The 20000-nt window shown below is 63.9% G+C and carries 18 protein-coding genes; 5 read left to right on the forward strand and 13 right to left on the reverse strand.

Features of this window, described 5'->3' with window-relative positions; genetic code table 11:
• Positions 1-43 precede the first annotated feature (43 nt).
• The 3 genes from J4G43_RS00880 (at position 44) to J4G43_RS00890 (ending at position 4237) form a co-directional block, all read left to right on the forward strand.
• A complete protein-coding gene (locus J4G43_RS00880; protein WP_208083789.1) occupies positions 44-1216 on the forward strand; it encodes a phosphorylase family protein in 1173 nt (390 codons plus the stop codon).
• Positions 1217-1281: 65 nt separating this feature from the next.
• The gene (locus J4G43_RS00885; RefSeq protein ID WP_208083790.1) at positions 1282-3309 is read left to right on the forward strand and encodes a S8 family serine peptidase; all 2028 of its coding nucleotides are present in this window, start codon (positions 1282-1284) and stop codon (positions 3307-3309) included.
• Between the two features lie 187 nt (positions 3310-3496).
• Positions 3497-4237: a sulfate transporter family protein gene (locus J4G43_RS00890; protein ID WP_208083791.1), complete on the forward strand. Its 741-nt coding sequence runs from the start codon at positions 3497-3499 to the stop codon at positions 4235-4237.
• 30 nt (positions 4238-4267) lie between these two features.
• On the opposite strand, the gene J4G43_RS00895 is transcribed toward J4G43_RS00890, so the two are convergent.
• From J4G43_RS00895 to nth, 3 genes are read right to left on the reverse strand one after another with little or no spacing between them, the layout of a single operon-like run.
• The gene (locus J4G43_RS00895; RefSeq protein ID WP_208083792.1) at positions 4268-5896 is read right to left on the reverse strand and encodes an MFS transporter; all 1629 of its coding nucleotides are present in this window, start codon (positions 5894-5896) and stop codon (positions 4268-4270) included.
• Positions 5883-7025, reverse strand: coding sequence for an HlyD family secretion protein (locus tag J4G43_RS00900; RefSeq protein ID WP_208083793.1), 1143 nt, complete (start codon positions 7023-7025; stop codon positions 5883-5885). The genes J4G43_RS00895 and J4G43_RS00900 overlap by 14 nt, the downstream gene beginning before the upstream one ends.
• A gap of 56 nt (positions 7026-7081) precedes the next feature.
• The gene (nth, locus tag J4G43_RS00905) at positions 7082-7846 is read right to left on the reverse strand and encodes an endonuclease III (RefSeq protein WP_208083794.1); all 765 of its coding nucleotides are present in this window, start codon (positions 7844-7846) and stop codon (positions 7082-7084) included.
• Positions 7847-7868: 22 nt separating this feature from the next.
• Here nth and J4G43_RS00910 point away from each other — a divergent pair, with 22 nt between their 5' ends.
• Positions 7869-8402: a DUF2244 domain-containing protein gene (locus J4G43_RS00910; protein ID WP_208083795.1), complete on the forward strand. Its 534-nt coding sequence runs from the start codon at positions 7869-7871 to the stop codon at positions 8400-8402.
• A gap of 55 nt (positions 8403-8457) precedes the next feature.
• Positions 8458-9354 carry a methylated-DNA--[protein]-cysteine S-methyltransferase gene (locus tag J4G43_RS00915; protein WP_038932694.1) on the forward strand — a complete coding sequence of 299 codons (897 nt, stop codon included), beginning with the start codon at positions 8458-8460 and terminating at the stop codon, positions 9352-9354.
• 121 nt (positions 9355-9475) lie between these two features.
• On the opposite strand, the gene J4G43_RS00920 is transcribed toward J4G43_RS00915, so the two are convergent.
• From J4G43_RS00920 to J4G43_RS00965, 10 genes are all read right to left on the reverse strand, one after another.
• Positions 9476-10099: a 2,3-bisphosphoglycerate-dependent phosphoglycerate mutase gene (locus tag J4G43_RS00920; protein WP_014490847.1), complete on the reverse strand. Its 624-nt coding sequence runs from the start codon at positions 10097-10099 to the stop codon at positions 9476-9478.
• A gap of 106 nt (positions 10100-10205) precedes the next feature.
• Positions 10206-11021, reverse strand: coding sequence for a 4-hydroxy-tetrahydrodipicolinate reductase (gene dapB, locus J4G43_RS00925; protein WP_028148808.1), 816 nt, complete (start codon positions 11019-11021; stop codon positions 10206-10208).
• Positions 11022-11124: 103 nt separating this feature from the next.
• Positions 11125-12135, reverse strand: a complete 1011-nt coding sequence (locus J4G43_RS00930) for a M23 family metallopeptidase (protein WP_225004565.1) — start codon at positions 12133-12135, stop codon at positions 11125-11127.
• A 17-nt stretch (positions 12136-12152) separates the two neighbouring features.
• Positions 12153-13235, reverse strand: a complete 1083-nt coding sequence (locus J4G43_RS00935) for a helix-turn-helix transcriptional regulator (RefSeq protein ID WP_225004567.1) — start codon at positions 13233-13235, stop codon at positions 12153-12155.
• 178 nt (positions 13236-13413) lie between these two features.
• Complete coding sequence (locus tag J4G43_RS00940) at positions 13414-14775, reverse strand: HlyD family type I secretion periplasmic adaptor subunit (RefSeq protein WP_085404977.1); 1362 nt, start codon at positions 14773-14775, stop codon at positions 13414-13416.
• Positions 14772-16487: a type I secretion system permease/ATPase gene (locus tag J4G43_RS00945; protein ID WP_225005634.1), complete on the reverse strand. Its 1716-nt coding sequence runs from the start codon at positions 16485-16487 to the stop codon at positions 14772-14774. Before J4G43_RS00945 ends, J4G43_RS00940 begins: the two co-directional genes overlap by 4 nt.
• A gap of 122 nt (positions 16488-16609) precedes the next feature.
• Positions 16610-17911: a calcium-binding protein gene (locus J4G43_RS00950; protein ID WP_210387293.1), complete on the reverse strand. Its 1302-nt coding sequence runs from the start codon at positions 17909-17911 to the stop codon at positions 16610-16612.
• A gap of 409 nt (positions 17912-18320) precedes the next feature.
• Positions 18321-18623: a DUF1330 domain-containing protein gene (locus tag J4G43_RS00955; protein ID WP_063980243.1), complete on the reverse strand. Its 303-nt coding sequence runs from the start codon at positions 18621-18623 to the stop codon at positions 18321-18323.
• A 73-nt stretch (positions 18624-18696) separates the two neighbouring features.
• Complete coding sequence (pyrF, locus tag J4G43_RS00960) at positions 18697-19410, reverse strand: orotidine-5'-phosphate decarboxylase (protein ID WP_208083797.1); 714 nt, start codon at positions 19408-19410, stop codon at positions 18697-18699.
• Between the two features lie 6 nt (positions 19411-19416).
• The gene (locus J4G43_RS00965; protein ID WP_208083798.1) at positions 19417-19995 is read right to left on the reverse strand and encodes an NADPH-dependent FMN reductase; all 579 of its coding nucleotides are present in this window, start codon (positions 19993-19995) and stop codon (positions 19417-19419) included.
• Positions 19996-20000: the final 5 nt, after the last annotated feature.

Below are 20000 nucleotides of genomic sequence, written 5' to 3' on the forward strand. Positions count from 1 at the left end.
TCGAAATCAGACGTCTGGAAATCAATTTGGCGGAGACAATGCGATGCGTGCTGACCGCAAATGGGTTGAGAGAAATCTCGGTTTCGATCCGATCACGACGCCACCCCCGCCCGACACCTTCGCGGTGAAACGCGTGGCCAAGGGCGCGGTGAAGAAATCCGCGAAGGTCACGACCGAGGACTTTCGGCGCGAGATCATCGATTTCGATTCCGAATCGAGCGAGGGCCGCGAGTTCATGGCCTTCTCGACCTCGACCGGGCTGTCGCGCTTCACCGACATTGCCTGGCCGAAAGGGCTGGCGCCGCAAACTGGGCCGAAGCCGAAGGGCAACGGCAAGGGACCGCTGCCGCGCGCCGACGTGCTGGTCGTGACCTGGACCGTCGACGAAGGGCACGCCCTCAGCCGCGTGCTGACGCCGGGCAAGGACTCCCGCAACGATTACCTACCCTACACGCACAATTACGCGGCCATCTCCAAGAAGATGCGCAACGGCTGTCCGGCCAAGGAGCTGAAACGGCTCGGCACCTACTGGACCACCACGATCGGCAAGAAGAAGGTCGTGATCTTCAAATCCGATTCGCACATGTCGCAGGACGGCCCGCAGCTGCCGAACATCGACGTCTGGCGCCAGATCATCACCGAGGTGCAGCCGACGCTCGTCATCACCACGGGCACGGCCGGCGGCATCGGCAAGGAATTCGAGGTCGGCGACGTCGTCGTCAGCCCGATCGTTCGCTTCGACTGCCTATCGAAGTTCAAGAAGCAGCCGTTCGCGCAGGAGCATTTTTCCAGCAGATCCGCCGTGACGAAGAAGTTCGCGCAGGCCAAGACGCTGTTCAAGGCCAATGCCGGGCAATTGCCGAAGGACAATACAAGGGCGCCGAAGATCTTCGTCGTGAAGCCGAGCGGCCTGTCCTCCTCCGTGGTCACCACCGACTTCTTCGGCTTCGACACCTCGGACGACCACTTCCATCTCCAGGGGCTCGGCGACGTCTCGGAAATGGGCGATGCCATCCTTGGCCTGGTCGCGCAGGAGATGGGCGACAAGGCGCCGCGCTGGCTCGCGATCCGCAACGTCTCCGATCCGCAGATCAAGGCCGAAGGCACCCTGCAGCAGCAGGAGCAGATCGCCGCCCAGATCTACAAGGGGTTCGGCCGCTGGAGCACGGTCTGTAGCGCCATCACCTGCTGGGCCAGCATCGCGGCGGAGCCTTGAGCCGAGCGATCCGGCCAGCGCAGACGACAAAGGACGGGCGATCAATCAGGGAAAGTGGAACGGCCATGGCGCAGATCACGATCAACGGCATCACGATCGATCCTTCGGCTCCGCACGCGGAACGCGCCGCGCTGTCGCTGGATCATGCGAATGCGAAGGAATCCGACTACATCATCGTGCAGACCAACCAGCCGCTCAACGCCGAGCGCAGAGGGCAGCTCGCCAAGGCCGGCGCCGAGATCCTGGAAGCCGTCCCGGGCAGCGCCGTCATCTGTCACTTTCCAGCGGCCGGGCTCGACAAGGTGCGGAAACTGCCGTTCGTGACATGGGCAGACCTCTACCCGGGCATCGTGAAGATCGCGCCGGCACTGCGCAACCTTCACACCCAACCCGGAGGCGTCGCTGCGGCGCGCGCGCTTGCGGCAAAGCCGGCGGCGCTCGACCGCACCAGCGTGACCGTCGACGTCATGCTCCACCGCAATGTCGGCGTGAAGGCCGCTGCAAAGAAGATCGCGGAAGCGGCGCATGTGCAGCTTGACGACGTCGTTCCGGGCACGGCCAAGGTGCGTGTGACGCTGAAGATGCGCCGTCTTGCCGACGTCGCGGCGCTCGACGAGGTGCGCAGCGTCGAGAAGGTCTTTCCACGCAAGCTGCTCAACAACATCGCGCGGGGCATTCTTCGCGTTCCCGCGGCGACGCCGAGCAATGGCGGCGAAGGCGCGGGCGAGATCATCGCGATCGCCGATACCGGTTTCGACAAGGGATCGACCACGAACACGCACCCGGCCTTCAAGGGGCGCGTCAAGAAGCTCTACGCGCTCGGCCGGCCGGGACGCAAAGACGATCCTGATGGTCACGGCACCCATGTCGCGGGTTCTGCCCTCGGCGACGGCGTATCGAAAAGCGACGGCCCGATCCGCGGCACGGCTCCCGGCGCCAAGCTGGTTCTGCAATCCGTGCTCGACAGCGGCGGCAATCTCGGCGGCCTGCCCGACAGCCTCGATGCGCTGTTCGGCCCGCCCTACAAGACGGACAAGGCGCGAATCCATTCCAACTCCTGGGGCAGCGTCGGAAATTTCGGCGTGTACGACTCCCAGGCCAACGAGCTCGACACGTTCGTCTACGCGCACCGCGACATGCTGATCTGCTTCGCCGCCGGAAATGAGGGCAGCGACAAGGATGGCAATGGCCAGGTCGACCCCAACTCCGTTACACCGCCCGGGACCGCCAAGAACTGCCTCACCATCGGCGCCTGCGAGAACAATCGTCCCAACGAGGCCATGACCTATGGCGAGGCGTGGCCGGACGATTTTCCAGCCCTTCCCATCAACCCTGATGCTGTCGCCAACAATCCCGAAGGAATGGTGGCCTTCAGCAGCCGGGGACCCACCAACGACGAACGCATCAAGCCTGACGTCGTGGCGCCGGGATCCTTCATCCTGTCGACGCGCTCCCGCGCCACGAAATCGACGGGATGGAAGCCCTCGAAGGACCCGCTCTACATGTTCGAGGGCGGCACTAGCATGGCGACGCCCCTGGTGGCCGGATGTGTCGCCGTGGTCCGGGCATTCCTAAGGAAAAGCCAGGGACTGAAGTCGCCGAGCGCTGCGCTGCTCAAGGCGCTCATCATCAACGGAGCGCGCAGTCTTGCCGGACAATACAATCCCTCGGAGGCGGGCTCCGTCGCGAACAACAGTCAGGGCTTCGGCCGGGTCGACGTCCAGGCCGTGGTCGGCCCGCTCGCTGCGAAGGAAGCCTTGCAGTTCTTCGACGAGAAGAAAAAGCTGGACGCCGGCGACCGCGAAGACCGCACGGTGACGATACCCGCGGGAGGCCGTCGCCTGAAGGTGACGCTGGTCTGGACCGATCCGCCCGGCGAAGGCCTGCAAAGCGACCTCGATCTCGTCGTGGTGGCCAACAAGCAGGAACGCCATGGCAACATGCCGGCCGGCTCGAAGGACTTCGACCGCCGGAACAATGTCGAGCAGGTCATCTTCGAGAATCTGCCAGCAGGCGAAGCGGTGATATCGGTCATCGCTCATTCCATCGCCGTCGCGCCGCAGAACTACGCCCTCGTCATCAGGGTAAGCTAGAGCGTCTTCAAGCGAAGTGGCTGCTCGCGTCAAGAAGACGCCTCAAAACAACAGCCCGAAGCTTCCGTTCTGATTCACTCAGAACCCAAGCTCCAGGCGCGGCAATCTGCCCCGGAAGGCTCGACCTCTTGTCGAACCTTCCGCGCATGTCTACCTCTCGCGGGTGGTTTTGCTGAGAGGTACTCCGATGCTCGATGCCGCCGTAAAGGCGCTGTCGCAATTGATCTCGCCGCCGATGCGCTCGATCCTGTGGCGATCGATCGGGCTTGCACTGGTCCTGATCATCGTGCTGGCGATCGGCTTGCAGCGGCTGCTGAGCTGGTTTGCGACCTATGGTGAGGTCTGGCTGGAAGGCCTGCTCGGGCCGAGCTGGCATTCCTCGCTCGAGGTCCTCGCCTGGATCGTCTCGATCACGGCGGGCCTCGGCGTCGTGTTCGGCGGCGTGTTCCTGATGCCTGCGATCACCTCGCTGGTGGCGAGCCTGTTCGTCGACGACGTCGCCGACATCGTCGAGCGCGAGCACTATCCCGCCGAGCGGCCGGGCGCTGCGCTGCCGTTCAGCCAGGCGATCTACGAGGGCGTCAAGACCGCGCTGCTGACGATCGTGGTCTATCTGGTGGCGTTGCCGCTGGTCCTGTTCGCTGGTGCCGGATTCCTGATCTTCTTCGTCGCCGCCGCCTGGCTACTCGGGCGCGAATATTTCGAGCTCGCCGCGATGCGCTTCCGTTCGCCGGAGGAAGCCAAGGCGATGCGGCGCGACAACGCCGCGACCATCTTCACCGCCGGCCTTTTCATTGCGGCCTTCGTCTCGATCCCGATCGTCAATCTGGCGACGCCGATCTTCGGCATGGCGTTCATGGTCCACATGCACAAGCGCCTGTCGGGGCCGCGGCCCGAGCTGATCGAGCCGGCGCGGCAGATGCGGTGAGGCCTCTCAGCTTACCTCTCAGTTCACTTCTCAGTTCACTTGCACCCCGCATTTGCGCAGCAGCATCTTGGCGAAACCGAACGGCGCCGGCGTGAACGGGCCCGGTGGCGCCCGGGTGATCAGTGCGACGACGCCGAGCGCGACCATCGCGAGCCAGAAGCACAGCCAGAAGCCGTCGATATAGGCGAGCACATTGGCCTCTCGCTGCACCAGGCCCGCGAGCGCGCCGAACGCGCGCGCCTGCGCCATGCCGGTGCCATGGGCCGCGAAGTAATCGGCGAGCTGCTTGAGCCTACCCACCACGTCGGCATTGCCGACCACAAGGTCCTGGCCGAGATAGAAGGAATGGACCTGCTCGCGCACGCGCAGCCACGTTCCCATCAGCGCCACGCCGATCTCGGCACCGCCGAGTCGCATGATCTGGATGTAGGCGGCAAAGGAGGTGGCACGGCTCGGATCGGCGTTCGACAGCAGCGTGATGATGAGCGGCAGCAGGATCAGCGACTGCCCGATCGCCTGGAGCAGCACGATGCCGACAAAATCCTCGCGCGCCCAGACATGGCTGAGCTGCGTGCCCCAGAGATTCGCCGCGGCAAAGCAGGCAAAGCCCAGCACCACGACGAGCCGCGTATCGAAATGCCGCAGCAGCCAGATCGAGATCGGCACCAGCACGAACATCGGCAGCGCACCATAGGTGAGCAGCAACATCCCGCTCTGCTCCGGCCGGAGCAGAACGACATTGCCGAGGAAATTCGGCACCAGCGACGAGTTGGAGAGGCTGGTCAGCGTGTAGAGCAGGATCAAGACCAGCCCCAACCCGACATTGCGCGAGAACAGCACGTTCACATGCGCCCAGGGCCGTCGCACCAGCGCCTCGTTGACGAGGAAGCCTGCGAACAGCACCACACCGCTGACGAGCAGCGCCATCACCGTGCCGGAGCCGAGCCAGTCCAGGCGATTGCCCTGATCGAGGCCGGCATAGATCATCGAGACCGCGGCGCCGAGCAGCAGCATGCCGCCCCAATCGGCCTCGTGCAGCAGCGTGCGGTTCACCGGCTCGCTCGGCGTGCCCAGATAAACCATCAGGCCCATCAAAGGCGCGATCACGACGCTCTGCCAGTACAACCATTGCCAGCCGAGATGGTCGACATAGAAGCCGACCAGGGAGCTCGACGTATCCAGCGCAAAGCCGACCCGGATCGAATAGAGCGAGATCGCCGGCACCCACCATCGGATCGGCAGGTTTCGTAGCACGATCATGAGCGTCGCAGGCACGAAGGTGCCGAGCAGCAGGCCATGCACGACGCTGAGCGCGAGCAGCGTCGGATAATCGTGCACGAAGGGAATGATCAGCGACACCACGGCGTAGACGAGGCTCGGGATGCCGAGCACGCGGCGCAGGCCGAACACCGTCGCGAGCCACGCCACCGCCGGCGCAATCAGGATCTGCGAGCCGATGCCGGCGGTCGAAAGCCAGGCGCCCTCGTCGAACGAGAGCGAGAACGCACCGCGCAGGTCCGGCAGGCCGACCGTGGTCAGCCGGCTGTCGAAATTGGCGAGGAACGAGCCGAGCAGCACCGCCGCCACGGCAAACAACGGCTGTGGCGCGATGCCGCCGCGCGAGAGAGGTCCGCGGCCGGCATCGTCATTTTCCGCCATTCGCGGCCTTCGTGTCGATGCTGGTGACGACCGACATGCCCGGCACCAGCCGCGCCAGCAGCGGCTGGTTGTCGTCGAACTGGATGCGCACGGGAATGCGCTGCACGACCTTGGTGAAATTGCCGGTCGCATTGTCCGGCGGCAGCAGGGCCACTTGCGCGCCGGTCGCGGGCGCAATGCGCTCGACCTTGCCGCGCAGCTTCTCGCGCGGGAAGCCATCGACGGTGATCTCGACCGGCTGGCCCGGCGCCACATGAGTGAGCTGGGTCTCCTTGTAATTCGCGATCACGTAGACCTTCGGCAGCGGCACCACGTTGATGAGGTTGGTGCCGATGTTGACGTAGTCGCCGGGCTGCACCTGGCGCTCGCCGACGACGCCGTCGAACGGCGCGGTGATCCTGGTATAGCCGAGCTTCAGCTTCGCGCTCGCCAGCGTCGCCTTGGCCGCCGCGACATCGGCGGCGCGCTGCTTCTTGGTGCCCTGCAGAACTTCGAGTTGATGCTGCTGCGCGGCGATGACGGCGCGACTGGCACGTACGTCGGCCTGCGCCTTCGCATAGCCCGCGACGGCCTGTTCCAACCGCTGCCGCGTGCCGGCCTCCGTCTGCGTCAGCGATTTCTGGCGATCCTGCTCCTGCCGGGCCTCGACTTCCAACGCTTCCGCTGACAGCTGCGCGGCCTGCGCCTGCGCGATGGTCGCATATTGCAGCTCGACCTGGTTGCTCAGATTGTCGAGCACGGCCTGCGCGGCGGCGACAGCGGCCTCGGACTGCGCGACCTGGGCCTGGTAGTCGGCGGGATCGATCTGGATCAGGAGATCGCCGGCCTTGACGCGCTGGAAGTCGGAGACCCCGACGGTTAGCACTTCGCCGGAGACGCGGCTAGCAAGCCGCGTCAGGTCGGCGCGCACATAGGCGTCGTTGGTGGTCTGGACCACGGCGTTGCCGACCCATTCGTCGAAGCGGAGCGTCGCCAGTGCCACGAAGGCGAGCGCGACGATCACGGCGAACAGGGGGATCGCGAGCCGGCCCCAGAGCGAGCTCGCCGGCCGCTGCGTCGGCTTCGGCGGCGGAGCCGGTGCCGCGGCCGGCGGTGGCGGTGGCGACGAGACTTGTTCCTGCTGACTCACGACATGCCCCCAAACCCGGCTTGCTTCACATCGCCCCCCGAAACGACGGTGCCACCTCAGACCGTCTTCTCCGGCCACCGGCAGAGATCGTTGATCAGACACACCTCACAGCGCGGCTTGCGGGCGAGGCAAGTATAGCGGCCATGCAGGATCAGCCAATGATGGGCGTGCAACATGAACTCGGCCGGGATCACCTTTTCGAGACCAAGCTCGACTTCGAGCGGCGTCTTGCCGGGCGCCATCCCGGTGCGGTTGCCGACGCGAAACACATGCGTGTCCACCGCCATGGTGTGCTCGCCGAAGGCCATGTTGAGCACGACATTTGCGGTCTTGCGCCCAGCGCCGGGCAGCGACTCGATCTCGGCTCGCGTGCGCGGCACCTCGCCGCCGAAATCGCTGAGCACTTTTGCCGACAGCGCAATGACGTTCTTCGCCTTGGTGCGATAAAGGCCGATGGTCTTGATGTATTCGCGCAAGCGCTCTTCGCCGAGGTCGAGCATCTTCTGCGGCGTGTCGGCGATCTCGAACAATGCGCGCGTCGCCTTGTTGACCCCGGCATCGGTGGCCTGCGCCGACAGCACCACCGCGACCAGCAGCGTGAACGGATTGACGTGCTCGAGCTCGCCTTTCGGCTCCGGATTGGCTTTGCGGAAACGGCTGAAGACCTCATGGATCTCGGCCGGCGTCCAAGGTTTGGAATTGGGTCTTGTGGCCTTGAGCGATTTCCTGGCGGGAGCCCTCGGCTTCGCAACAGTGGCCTTTGCCTTTTTCTTCGGCACGGACGCTTTGCGCGGGGCCGGCTTGCGGGTGATTTTCGCCATGATCCGGATATACTGAGGGACGATGAGCACAGGCAACGAAATTGAGCGCGAGCGATCTGAGAGCGAGACGGAGCCTCAGATCTTTTCCGCGCTCCTGACGCCGCACCGCTCGCTGAACCGCACCGGCTTCCTCGCCGTGATGCTGTTCCTGAGCGTGGTGAGCTTTGCCACCGGCCTCGCCTTCCTGATGATGGGTGCGTGGCCGGTGTTCGGCTTCTTCGGCCTCGACGTGCTGGTGATCTGGTGGGCCTTCAAGGCTAATTTCCGCACCGCGCGGGCGCGCGAGGAGATTTCGGTCACGACGTCCGAGCTGCGGGTGCGGCGCGTCAGTCATCGCGGCCAGGTCGCCGAATGGACGTTCAATCCGCTCTGGGTCCGCCTCGACATGGAAGTCGACGAGGATTTTGGCATCGAGCATCTCTATCTGATCTCGCGCGGCCACCAGATCCAGATCGCCCGCTTCCTCGGTCCGGACGAAAAAGCACCTTTTTACAAAGGCTTGGTTGAGGCCCTGAACGCTGCCAAGCGCGGCCCGACCTACAACCCGGTCTCCTGAGTCCGGATCGGAAATCGGGTGGTTTCGGCCCGGCGCCACGCCTACATTTCCAGTCATGATGACACTCGCCATAAATGACCAGCGCCTGGCCAAGCCGGGCTCCCAGAACGCCGCGTTGCGCGATTACGACTCCGTGCGCCGGGCGATCGCATTCATCTCGGAGAACTGGCGCACCCAGCCGGCCATCGAAGCGATGGCCGATGCGGCGGGCGTCACGCCGGATGAGCTGCACCATCTGTTCCGCCGCTGGGCCTCGATCACGCCGAAGGCGTTCATGCAGGCGCTGACGCTCGATCACGCCAAGGGACTGTTGCGGGACTCCGCGAGCATTCTCGATGCCGCGCTCGACTCAGGTCTTTCAGGACCGGGCCGGCTGCACGATCTCTTCGTCACCCATGAAGCGATGTCGCCCGGCGAATGGAAGAACGGCGGCGCGGGTCTCACCTTGCGCTACGGCTTCCATCCCTCGCCCTTCGGCACGGCGATCGTGATCGCCACCGACCGCGGCCTGTCAGGCCTTGCGTTCGCCGATCCCGGTGAGGAGAAGGTCGCGCTCGCCGACATGACGCGGCGATGGCGCAACGCAACTTACGTCGAGGATCACGAAGGCACCGCGCCGCTCGCACAGCGCATCTTCGACACCAAGCTGTGGCGGCCGGACCAGCCGTTGCGCGTGGTGATGATCGGCACCGATTTCGAGGTGCGGGTGTGGGAGACGCTGCTGAAGATCCCGATGGGTCGCGCGGTGTCCTATTCCGACATCGCCTGCAACATCAACAGCCCGAAGGCCTCACGCGCCGTCGGCGCTGCGGTCGGCAAGAACCCGGTCTCGTTCGTCGTGCCCTGCCACCGCGCGCTCGGCAAGAGCGGCACGCTCACCGGCTATCACTGGGGCATCACCCGCAAGCAGGCGATGCTGGGCTGGGAAGCCGGGCAGCTGGGGATGCAGTGAGCGAGATGCCGTAGGGTGGGCAAAGGCGCATAGCGCCGTGCCCACCATTCTTCCGCGATCGCTGACACATGGTGGGCACGCTACGCCTTGCCCACCTACGACTCCGCGCTTGTGGCGAAGCTCAGCCCGCCAGATCCAGCTTCGACGCCACCGTCGAATCCGCATTGAGCCGGTAGATGATCGGCACACCGGTCGCGAGCTCGCGCTTCAAAATGCCTTCGGGCGAGAGCTTTTCCAGCACCATGATCAGCGCGCGCAGCGAGTTGCCGTGGGCGGCGACCAGCGTGCGCTTGCCGTTGAGCACGCCGGGCAGGATCTCCTGCACGTAATAGGGCAGCGCGCGCGCCAGCGTATCCTTCAGGCTTTCGCCGCCGGGCGGCGGCACGTCGTAGGAGCGGCGCCAGATCAGCACCTGGTCCTCGCCCCATTTCTTGCGGGCATCGTCCTTGTTGAGGCCGGAGAGATCGCCGTAGTCGCGCTCGTTCAGCGCGAGGTCTTTGGAGGTCGGCAGGCCCTTCTGGTCGAGCTCGCCGAGAATGAGATCGAGCGTGTGCTGCGCGCGCGTCAAGACCGAGGTGTAGGCGACGTCGAACACGAGGCCCTGCGCCTTCAGCTTGCGGCCGGCTTCCGTGGCTTCCTTCACGCCCAGCTCGGTGAGATCAGGATCCTTCCAGCCCGTGAACAGGTTCTTCAGATTCCACTCGCTCTGACCGTGGCGGACGAGCACGAGGAGACGTTCGCTCATTGACTGCTTTCCATTCAGGTTATTGTTGGGGAATGATCTTGGCGGAAAGCCGCTTCACATCTTGCGCTGACGCGGCCCTTCGGGTCCGGTTCATGCTCCAGCTCGCTCAGATGTCTGCGAGACCGAGCACGTCGGCCATGGAGTAGTGCCCCGGCTTCTTGCCATGCGCCCACAGCGCCGCCTTGAGCGCGCCGTGTGCGAACAGCATGCGGTCTTCGGCGAGATGCGACAGTGTCAGGCGTTCGAACGGACCGAGGAAGGTCACGCTGTGCTCGCCGGCGACGGTGCCGCCGCGCAAGGAGGCAAAGCCGATGTCGCCCGGCTTGCGCGCGCCGGTGATGCCGTCGCGGCCGCGGTCCGAATGCTCATCGAGCGAGATGCCGCGGCCGGCGGCAGCGGCCTGGCCCAGCATCAGCGCAGTGCCCGAGGGCGCATCGATCTTCATGCGGTGGTGGGTTTCCACGACTTCGATATCGAAGCTCTCGTCGAGTGCCTTGGCGACGCGCTTGACCACCGCCGCGAGCAGATTGACGCCCAGGCTCATATTGCCCGACTGCACCACGACCGCACGGTTGGTGACGCTCTTGATCACGGCGTTGTCGGAGGCCGACAGTCCGGTGGTGCCGATGACGTGCACGATGCCGCGTTCGGCCGCGATCGCGACATTGGCGATGGTCGCGGCCGGCACGGTGAAATCCAGGATGCCGTCGGCGTCCTTCGACATCGCCCAGAGGTCGGCCGAGAGTTTGACGCCGTTGGCCGGCAGGCCCGCGAGTACGCCGGCATCCTTGCCAAGCAGCTCCGAGCCGGGCGCCTCCAGGGCTCCCGCCAGCACCGCGCCTTCGGTGTCGGCAATCGCTCGTGCCAGCGCCCGGCCCATCCGGCCGCCTGCCCCAGCAACAATCAGACGCATATCGGACATGGTTCACCCTCTCCACGCCCTATAGCGGGAGCGGGCCGTTCCGGCAACCGATCAGGCCTTCAAAAGGGCCGTGGCGCGGGTCTCCCCGCGCACAGACGCAATGCTAGAGCATGAGCTCCAAGTCTTTCCTGAGCACGATCTGGCCATCGCGCTCGACAACATAAGTGGCCTTGTAGGAGCCGCGTTCCCACCCCCCGGGAGGTCGCTTCTTCCCCGCGAAGAGCATGAATTGCGCCTTGTTGGCCTGAAGTGGTGCAGACCGATTTTCCGCGATGACGTTGTCGAGGGGATCCTTGATGACCAGCCATTGCGCATCGCCTGCCTTCAGCCCGATGGCCCGCACGAACGCGACGATTGCCATCGAACCGGCGGACGGCTTTTGGCTCTCGGCACTGCCGTCCTCGATGAGTTCCATCGTGACCGGCCCCGTCGTAAAGCCTGCATTGAGGATGGCTCGTTCCTGGTACTCGAGTTTCGGGCGGAGGGCAGCAAGCCAGAGCGATTGACCGCCCTCGCAAGACTCGGGACGAACGCCATACGCAAAGGGATCGACCACCGCGCCATTGTGCCTCACGGTGAAATGCAGGTGAGGATACTCAGTGAGGCCGGAGAGTCCGACACGGCCGATCGGCTGTCCGAGGTCGACCTTGTCTCCAGGCTTGACCAGCACACTGCCGGCGGCGAGGTGGCAGTACTGGGTTTCCCACTGCTCCGGATGTTCGATGACGACGCCATTGCCACATTCGGCCTCGCGCACCGCTTCGCGTCCCGATTTTGTGAAAGCGCCGTCCGGAGCGTCATTGCGTGTACGAAGAATGCGGCCGCCCGCCGCTGCGCGCACGTCCACGCCGGCCTTTTGCACTGCCAGTGAGGGCAAACGAAAATCGGTGCCGTTATGGTCGTCATAAGTCAGCGTGCCGCACTTGTAATCTCGCGCCGACCGCGATGGATCGAGATCCGTGTAATTCTGGATGTAGCAGGTGTGGCCAGGCTCGCAGGCAATCGGCAGCGCCAATTGAATGCTCTGGGCATGGGCAGGGAAGCCGGCCCCGGCCAATGCCAGGGCAGCAAACATCCGGTAGAGGAAACCTGCGCAGCCCATGCGCCTCGACATCGCGGAGAACCCCGTACTCAGTCAGGCGAACGTTTGCCGGCCGTCCGCAATCTCATCGGATCCTCTTCGTCCAATCGACAGTCGGAGGCCGGCCGGCTCACCCAGTTCTCGCGCCTGCCAGCGCCAAAAGGCGACTGGGTGAGATGATACAAGAGAAAGAACTCCGACTGTCGGTTGATCCCCAGTTTGAGCATGATCCTCTTGGTGTAGGTTCGCACCGTTGCCTCGGTCAGCCCAAGCTCGGCTCCAATATCGCGAGGGCACTGGAATTGAAGAATCCGGGCGACGATTCTTTCCTCAGCCCAGTTCAAGCCGAAGGCAGATGCGATGCAGTGCGCGCCCTGCACGTCATCGAATTGCGGCACGACGATGAGGGCCTGTCCCAGCTTGTCATGCGTTGGAACAGCGCCGATCTTGGCGAAGGCGAACTGCTGACGATCCGTCGAGAGCGGTACCGTAGTGTTGAACCATCCATGAGTCCCGCTCTCGATGAGCACTTTCCCGATTGCCCCCCGCAAGCTCTCGGTCACGGAAGCGCATGAGCCAGCAAGCCTGCCTCCTTCCATCCTGAGCAACTCGCGCTTGGCAAGCAGCACGCGTCCACCACGATTGACTGCGTAAATGTGCAGGCCCTGGTCCACGACGATGGCGGGAAAGGTCAGCTCTTCGAGCCAGAGTTGCGCATCGACCTGCCCCGGCGTTTGCCGGGCAAGTGAATGAGCAGCCTTCCATAACGGGCGCACGGTATGCGCCAAGCCGGGAATCTCCGATGCCGCAAGCGCGGCCGGTCGCCATCCGGCCACGAACACGACCGTGGTTCGCTCATCGGAAGCAAACCTGCCAATGACTGAATGACTCTTTACCGGGGGTTCCGCGCCGATCAACTTGCGGACGAAGGAGGTCCGGGAATTGATCGGCTCGAGCGAGGCGACGTCCTCGGCCGTACCCTTGCGCGCAAATCGCTCAACCATCGCCGCGCATGACGGATCGGCAGGAGCATCTCCGATCCTGGCTTCTTCCAGCCCGGAGGCGGATAGCATGGCTACGTAGCAGCTCCGGCAGCCGAGCAATTCCGCCATGGCCTTCGCGAAATATTCCATTGCGGCCTGTTGCGGGCGTGGCTCCGGACAAGACCCAGACGGACCGCATCCGTCATTGCCTTGCTTCGAGGCGCGCTCGACGCAATCGGAACGAAAATCATCCTGTGCGGAAGGTAGTGCCTTACTGCACTCATGCACGGTCGCCTCCCTCATAGGCCGGCCCACCCCTTACCAGCGCTTAATTCTCCCTGAACGCACGGTTGATCCGTAACGTCATCGGCTGCAAAAGATATTCCGCAAAGGTTCGTTCCCCCGTCTCGACAAATATCTCGACAGGCATTCCAGGCATCAATGTGGAGATGTAGGAGGCCGTCGGCGCGTTGGGGTCGAGCTCAACCTCGGCCAAATAGGAGCTGTCGCCGGAATGGGTGTCGGTCAGTGCGTCTGCCGCAACGCCGACCACCCTTCCCTCAAGCATCGGCCGGCGGCGAATGTTCAGCGCGTGAACCCGCACACGCGCCATCTGTCCGACATAGACCTCTTCCCGATCGGCAGGCTTCAATGTCGCCTCGATGACAAGCCGATCTTGCATCGGAACGATTTCCAAAAGGGTTTCCCGAGGTCCAAGCACGGCATTGAGGTCCCTGCTGTTGAGGCCGACGATCCTTCCACTTTCCGGGGCACGCAATTCAGACCGGACAAGCTGGGCACGCAACGCGGCAATTCGATGTCTGAGGTCGCCGATCTCCTCGCTCGTCGCATGCCGCTGCTTGGCGATATCCTGATTTTGGTTGAACCCCAGTTGCCTGCGTCTGTCCTGCAACTCCGCGATCTTGCCCTGCATCTCCGAGATTGACGCGGCATTGCGATCGACCTGTCCGGTGGCCTCGGCTTCGGCCCGTTGCAAGGCCAGCAAACGTGGTTTCCGGGCGAGGCCCTTTGCGAGGAGATAACTCGTGTCGGCGATTTCTTCCCGCAACAGCTTGAGTTGCTGTTCAAGCCCTTGGGTGTTGCTCTGCAGGCCGCGGATGGTGTCCGCGTTTTGCAGCATCTGCTGATCGATCACCTTGCGCTCGTTCTCAATCGCGGCCAGTCGCGCGGCAAATTCGGCCTCCTGGGTTTGAATGGCGATACGTGCGGAGAGACGCGTCGCACTTTCCCGCAATTCGTCCGGAAACCGGATTGACTTCGCGGCGTCCTGCTCCGCCGCCAGCCGGGCCTCCATCGCCAGATCAGCAAAGAACTTGGTTTCGAGGGAACCAAGGCTCCCTTCGATCTGCGCGGTGTCGAGCCGTGCAATGAGTTGACCGGCTTCGACGTGATCGTTCTCCCGGACATAGATCGATTTGATGATTCCGCCTTCCAGATGTTGCACAGCCTTGCGCTTCGAATGGACCTTGATGAATCCTGGTGCCACGACAGCGCCGCGGAGCGGAACCGTGGTTGCCCACAAGCCGAAGCCGCAAAATTGCAGGACGAGCAATACACAGCCCCATGCGATGATCCGTCGCATGTCGGATCGCGGTTGCTCCGTCGGCCAGGTCTTCGACGGACCTGCAACAGGCGCGGACATCGCGGAGGCATGACCGGTCTGCGTCATGGAATGACCCTCCTGCCTGGCAACCTCTGAGGTTCGACATTGCGCGGGAGCCCTGGCGAACCCGGTACCGGTGCCGGCCGCTGGGCGCGAAGAACATCATATGGCGGTCCGAAGGCGACCTGGTTGCCGTCCCTCAACAGCAGCACGGCATCGGCGATGGTCAACAGCCGCGGCCGGTGGGTGACGATCACCGACGCCGCGCCGCGCGCTTTGGCCGATTGAATGGCGGAGCACAACGCTTCTTCGCCGTCCGGGTCGAGATTGGCATTGGGCTCATCCAGCAGGATCAATTTGCGATCGCCGAAGAAGGCGCGTGCAAGACCAATGCGCTGACGCTGGCCACCGGATAGCCTGCAGCCGTCGCGGCCGATCTCGGTCTGGTAGCCGGCCGGAAGGGACAGGATCATCTCATGCGCCTGCGCGAGCATGGCCGCGGCGACGATGGCCTCGTCCCGAGCGTATTCATCAAACCCGGCAATGGCTTCGGCCACCGTTCCTTCCAGGAGCTGCACGTCCTGGGGGAGATAGCCGACGAATTGCCCAAGCTGGTCGGGATCCCAGGTATGGAGTGCTGCGTGGTCCAACCGGATCGTACCGCTGGTCGGCCGATCGAGGCCTGCCATCAAGCGCAGCAATGTGGATTTTCCGGCGCCGGTCGGCCCGATCACGACGACAAGCTCGGACGGCCGGCATTGAAATGATATGCCCGCGAGGATGGGACGCTGCGTCCCGCCAATCCGGAATGTCACCCGTTCGACCTTGAGCATGCCGGCTGGCGGCGGAAGCAACGTCTTCCGCGGACGCGCAAGCACCGGCATCGCGGCGTTGCAGACCTGCGTCCAGGCGTCCTGCGCAGATGCCAGCGCGCGCCAGGCCGAGACCAACCCTTCCATGGGCTGCAATGTGCGCGCTATCAGGATCGAGCTCGCGATCAGACTGCCGGACAGCACCTCGTTCTGGAGCACGAGCCAGGCACCGCATCCGATCGCGGCAATCTGCAGAATGGTCCTGACCATTCGCGCGGCGGCGCTGATCGTGTAGATGCGTTCGCTGGCCCGCACCACCGGAGCCAGGGCTTCGTCATTGAGGCTCATGAACGCGCGGATGGCGCCCCGGGTCCAGCCCATCGCCCGCACCACGCTGGAGTGCCGGACGATTCCATCGAGCAACGCCTGCGTCTTCAACGCGGCCTGCGAAGCCTGCGCAATTTCCCCGCGCGCGATCCAGTGGCTTGCAACACCCATCGCCAGCAGGACCCCCACCCCGATCAGGGCTATGACGCAATACCAGGGGTGCAGGAAGAACAGGATGAGAATGAACACCGGGAGGAATGGAGCATCTATCAGCGATGTGACCGTTCCGCTCGACAGGAAAGTTCTCAACTCGCGAAGCTTGACCAGATCGTGCTGCCGGCCGTCGCCCGGCGCCGCGCCGGTGATGCTGCCTTCAAGGATGATCGGAGCGAGGCAGTGCTCGAACCCGACCGCGAACCGGCTCAACAGGCGGTTACGAAACGTGTCGAAGGCGGCGCTGAAGGCGAGAGCGCCGACGGCGATGACGGTGAGGCCGACAAGCGTCTCGACGCTTCCGCTGCTGAGCACGCGGTCGAACACTTCGATGGAAAAGAAAGGGACGACCAACAGCAGCAGGTTTACGGACACGCTGAAACAGACGATCCACACCAATGCGAATCGTCCCGGAATCAAGGCCACCAGCAATCTCTGACCAGATGCTGGGATCACACCACGGTTACGCGAGTACATAACTTGCCGGCACTATCACTGACTGAAATGAGGGCGGGGCGGCCTGACAGCCGCCCCGCTACTAGTCGGGACTAGACAACGTCGACGGCCGTATAACCGGCGGCAGTGTTGATTTCGGCGATCGACTCGAACGGTGTCGCGCCGCCCGTGATGCCATCGAGCTGGATGGCGCCGAAGCCGAAATCCAGCACGGTGTTGGTGCCGTCGTCGTCCACTACCACTGTAGCCGGGTCAAAGCCTGGCGGAGCGTCGACAACAACAGCATCGCCATCGGCAAAGCTGAGATCGGTGACTTCATCGTTGCCGAAGTTCGTCGCTGTGTTGTCGCCGAAATTGTGCGTATCGGTACCAGCACCGCCCGTCAGCACATCATCGCCGAGTCCACCGTTGAGGACGTCGGCGCCATTGCCGCCGGACAACTCGTCATCGCCGTTACCGCCGTTCAGGGTGTCATTGCCGGCGCCGCCCGACAGGATGTCAGCCCCAGCCCCGCCGTTCAGGACATCGGTGCCGTCGCCGCCATCGAGCGTGTCATCTCCGGCGTCGCCGTCGAGCGTGTCGTTGCCGGTTCCGCCGCTCATTTCGTCATCACCGGCGCCGCCGCTCATGGCATCGTTGCCCGCGCCGCCGGCCATCTCGTCGTCTCCGGCATCGCCGAACATCGTATCGTTACCGGCGCCGCCGTCCATGATGTCGTCGCCCGCGTCGCCGTGCATGGTGTCGTTGCCATCGCCACCGTCGAGCGTATCGGCGCCCAAACCGCCGTTCAGGATGTCGTCACCGGTACCGCCGTTCAGCAGGTCATTGCCAAGTCCGCCGTTCAGCGTGTCGTTGCCGGCATCGCCATTCAGAGTGTCATCTCCGAATCCACCGTTGAGTAGGTCGTTACCGTCGCCGCCATTCAAGACGTCATTGCCGGCGTCGCCGCTCAACGTATCGTCGCCGGCGTCGCCCCACAGGGTGTCGGCACCCGCACCGCCATGAATGTCATCATTGCCGTCGCCGCCGTGGATGCTGTCGTCGCCGGCGTCACCAAAGAGCTGGTCAGCGCCGTTTCCGCCATCGATGGTGTCGTTGCCTTGGTCGCCATGGATGATGTCGGCGCCGGCATTTCCGTTCAGCGTGTCGTCGCCCGCGCCGCCGTTGATCGTGTCGTCGCCGGCGCCACCGGTGATCGTATCGATACCGGCATTTCCATCAAGGATGTCGTTGCCGGCACCGCCATCGATGGAATCATTGCCCGCACCGCCGCTTACGTCATCATTGCCGTCCAGGCCAGTAATGGTGTCGTTGCCTTGAAGGCCAAAGATCTGATCGTCTAAATTCGTGCCAGGCAACACATCGTCGCCTGCTGTTCCGATGATCAGTGCCATGATCTTCACTCCCTTTGCATGGAAATGCGCGATGCGGGTCGCCTTGCGGCCCGTCACGGACGTCGCAGATTTCGGGTTGGCTTGATGCCCATCACCGATCGATGTGGGCTCCGATCAAGCAACCTTGGATGAAAGGAGAGCGATCCAGCAATCCCCATTTGGGGACAAAAGAATACGGCAAGCTGGTGGACCCAATGACGGCCACAGCCTTCGTCTCAGGCGCGAGCGGCACTCACGCGTTCAAGCGAATGAGTCCGTCAAGGTGATGCAAGACGATGTCGGCGTGAGTGCGAGCGGAAATGTCTACGACGCTCTCCCGATCGCGTGCGATGATCGCACGCGCGTGCTGTCCGCTAGAGCCGGATGATGCTCGCGTCAATCCAGGATCGGCTCTCGCGACGATCCGTCTTCAGGGCTGCGGGCCGTCATAGCCCTCGATGATGATGAGGTCGGCGATGGAGTGCGGCTGGCGCACCTTGATGTTGGCCTGATATTCCGGCGAGTTGTAGCAGGCGATCGCGGTCTCGTAGTCGGGAAATTCAATCACGACGTTGCGCGAGCGGCTGGCGCCTTCGACGGTGGTGAACTTGCCGGCGCGAACGACGAAGCGGCCACCCCATTTCTTGAAGATCGGACCGTTGGCGACGGCGTAGGGCTTGTAGCCCTCGTCACTGCTCACATCCACGCGCCCGATCCAGTAGCCCTTTGCCATTGTTCTTCTCCCTGTTTGTTGATGTCTATCTAAGCATGATCCGACCGGAAAACCGCTGCGCGGTTTTTCCGAATCATGCGCCGAACGCCTGCGCAATTTCGGCCTGGATGGCTTCCGCGATCGCCTTGGGGTCGGTGGCTTCAACCACCGGCCGTCCGACGACGAGATAATCGGCGCCCGCGGCAATTGCGCGGCCCGGCGTCATGATGCGTTTCTGGTCGCCGCTCGCAGAACCCGCCGGCCGGATGCCGGGGGTGACGAGATGCATCTGGTGGCCGACGATCTTGCGCAAGGCGCCGACCTCCTCGGGCGAGGACACCAGCCCGTCGACGCCAAGCACCTGCGCCTGCTGCGCGCGCGCTTCGACCAGCTCGGAGACGCTGAGCCGATAGCCGGCCGCATGCAGATCGTCGTCGTTGTAGGACGTCAGCACCGTGACGGCGAGAATCTTCAGGCTCGCGCTACCGCGGCCTTCGACCGCGCCCTTCATGGTCTGCGGATAGGCGTGCACGGTGACGAAGGTTGCACCCAGCCTGGCCACGCTCTCCACACCACGCGTGACCGTGTTGCCGATGTCGTGCATCTTGAGATCGGCGAACACCTTCTTGCCCTTGTCGGCGAGCTTGCCGATCAGCGGCAGGCCGCCGGCATAAGCGAGCTGATAACCGATCTTGTAGAAGGTGACGCTGTCGCCGAGCCTTGCGATCATCGCCTCCGCGGCGTCAACGCTGGGCAGGTCGAGCGCTACGATCAGGCGGTCCTTCGGGGCGATCTCGGCTGGCGTCATGTCACCTCACATCATGCGTTGGGAAATGTCGATCAATTGCCGCACCAGCTCCTTCAACGCGGCGATGTCGCCCTCGTTCTTCAGCCTGTCCATATCGTCATAGGCCTGGTCGGCAAAGGCGAGCGTGAGCTGGCTGGCAATCACATTGGCGTGGCAGGAGGTCAGGATCAGCCGCAGCGCCTGGAGTGCACGGGCCGCACCGAGCCGGCTCTGCGAGGCGCCGGCGAGCGCGAAGGCGCGGTTGCGAAACACGTCGCCGCGCGTCTCGTGCAGCTCATGTACGCGGCTGATCCAGTCGATCGCGTTCTTGAGCAGCGGCGGCACCGAGGCGTTATATTCGGGCGAAACGATCAGCACGCCATGATGCGCGCCGATCATGCGCTTGAGATTGATCGCGTGCTTGGGCACGCCGGACTTGGCCTGGAGATCGCCGTCGTAGATCGGCAGCGGAAAATCGGCGAGCGAGATACGGGTGACGTCGACGCCGGCCTGGGCGAATTCATAGGCGGCGACCGCCGCCAGCTTCGCATTGTGCGAGCCGGTGCGCAGCGAGCCGGGAATGACCAGGATTTTGGGTGCGGACATCCACT

Origin of the sequence: Bradyrhizobium barranii subsp. barranii (assembly GCF_017565645.3) — a bacterium.
Classification (GTDB): Bacteria; Pseudomonadota; Alphaproteobacteria; order Rhizobiales; family Xanthobacteraceae; genus Bradyrhizobium; species Bradyrhizobium barranii.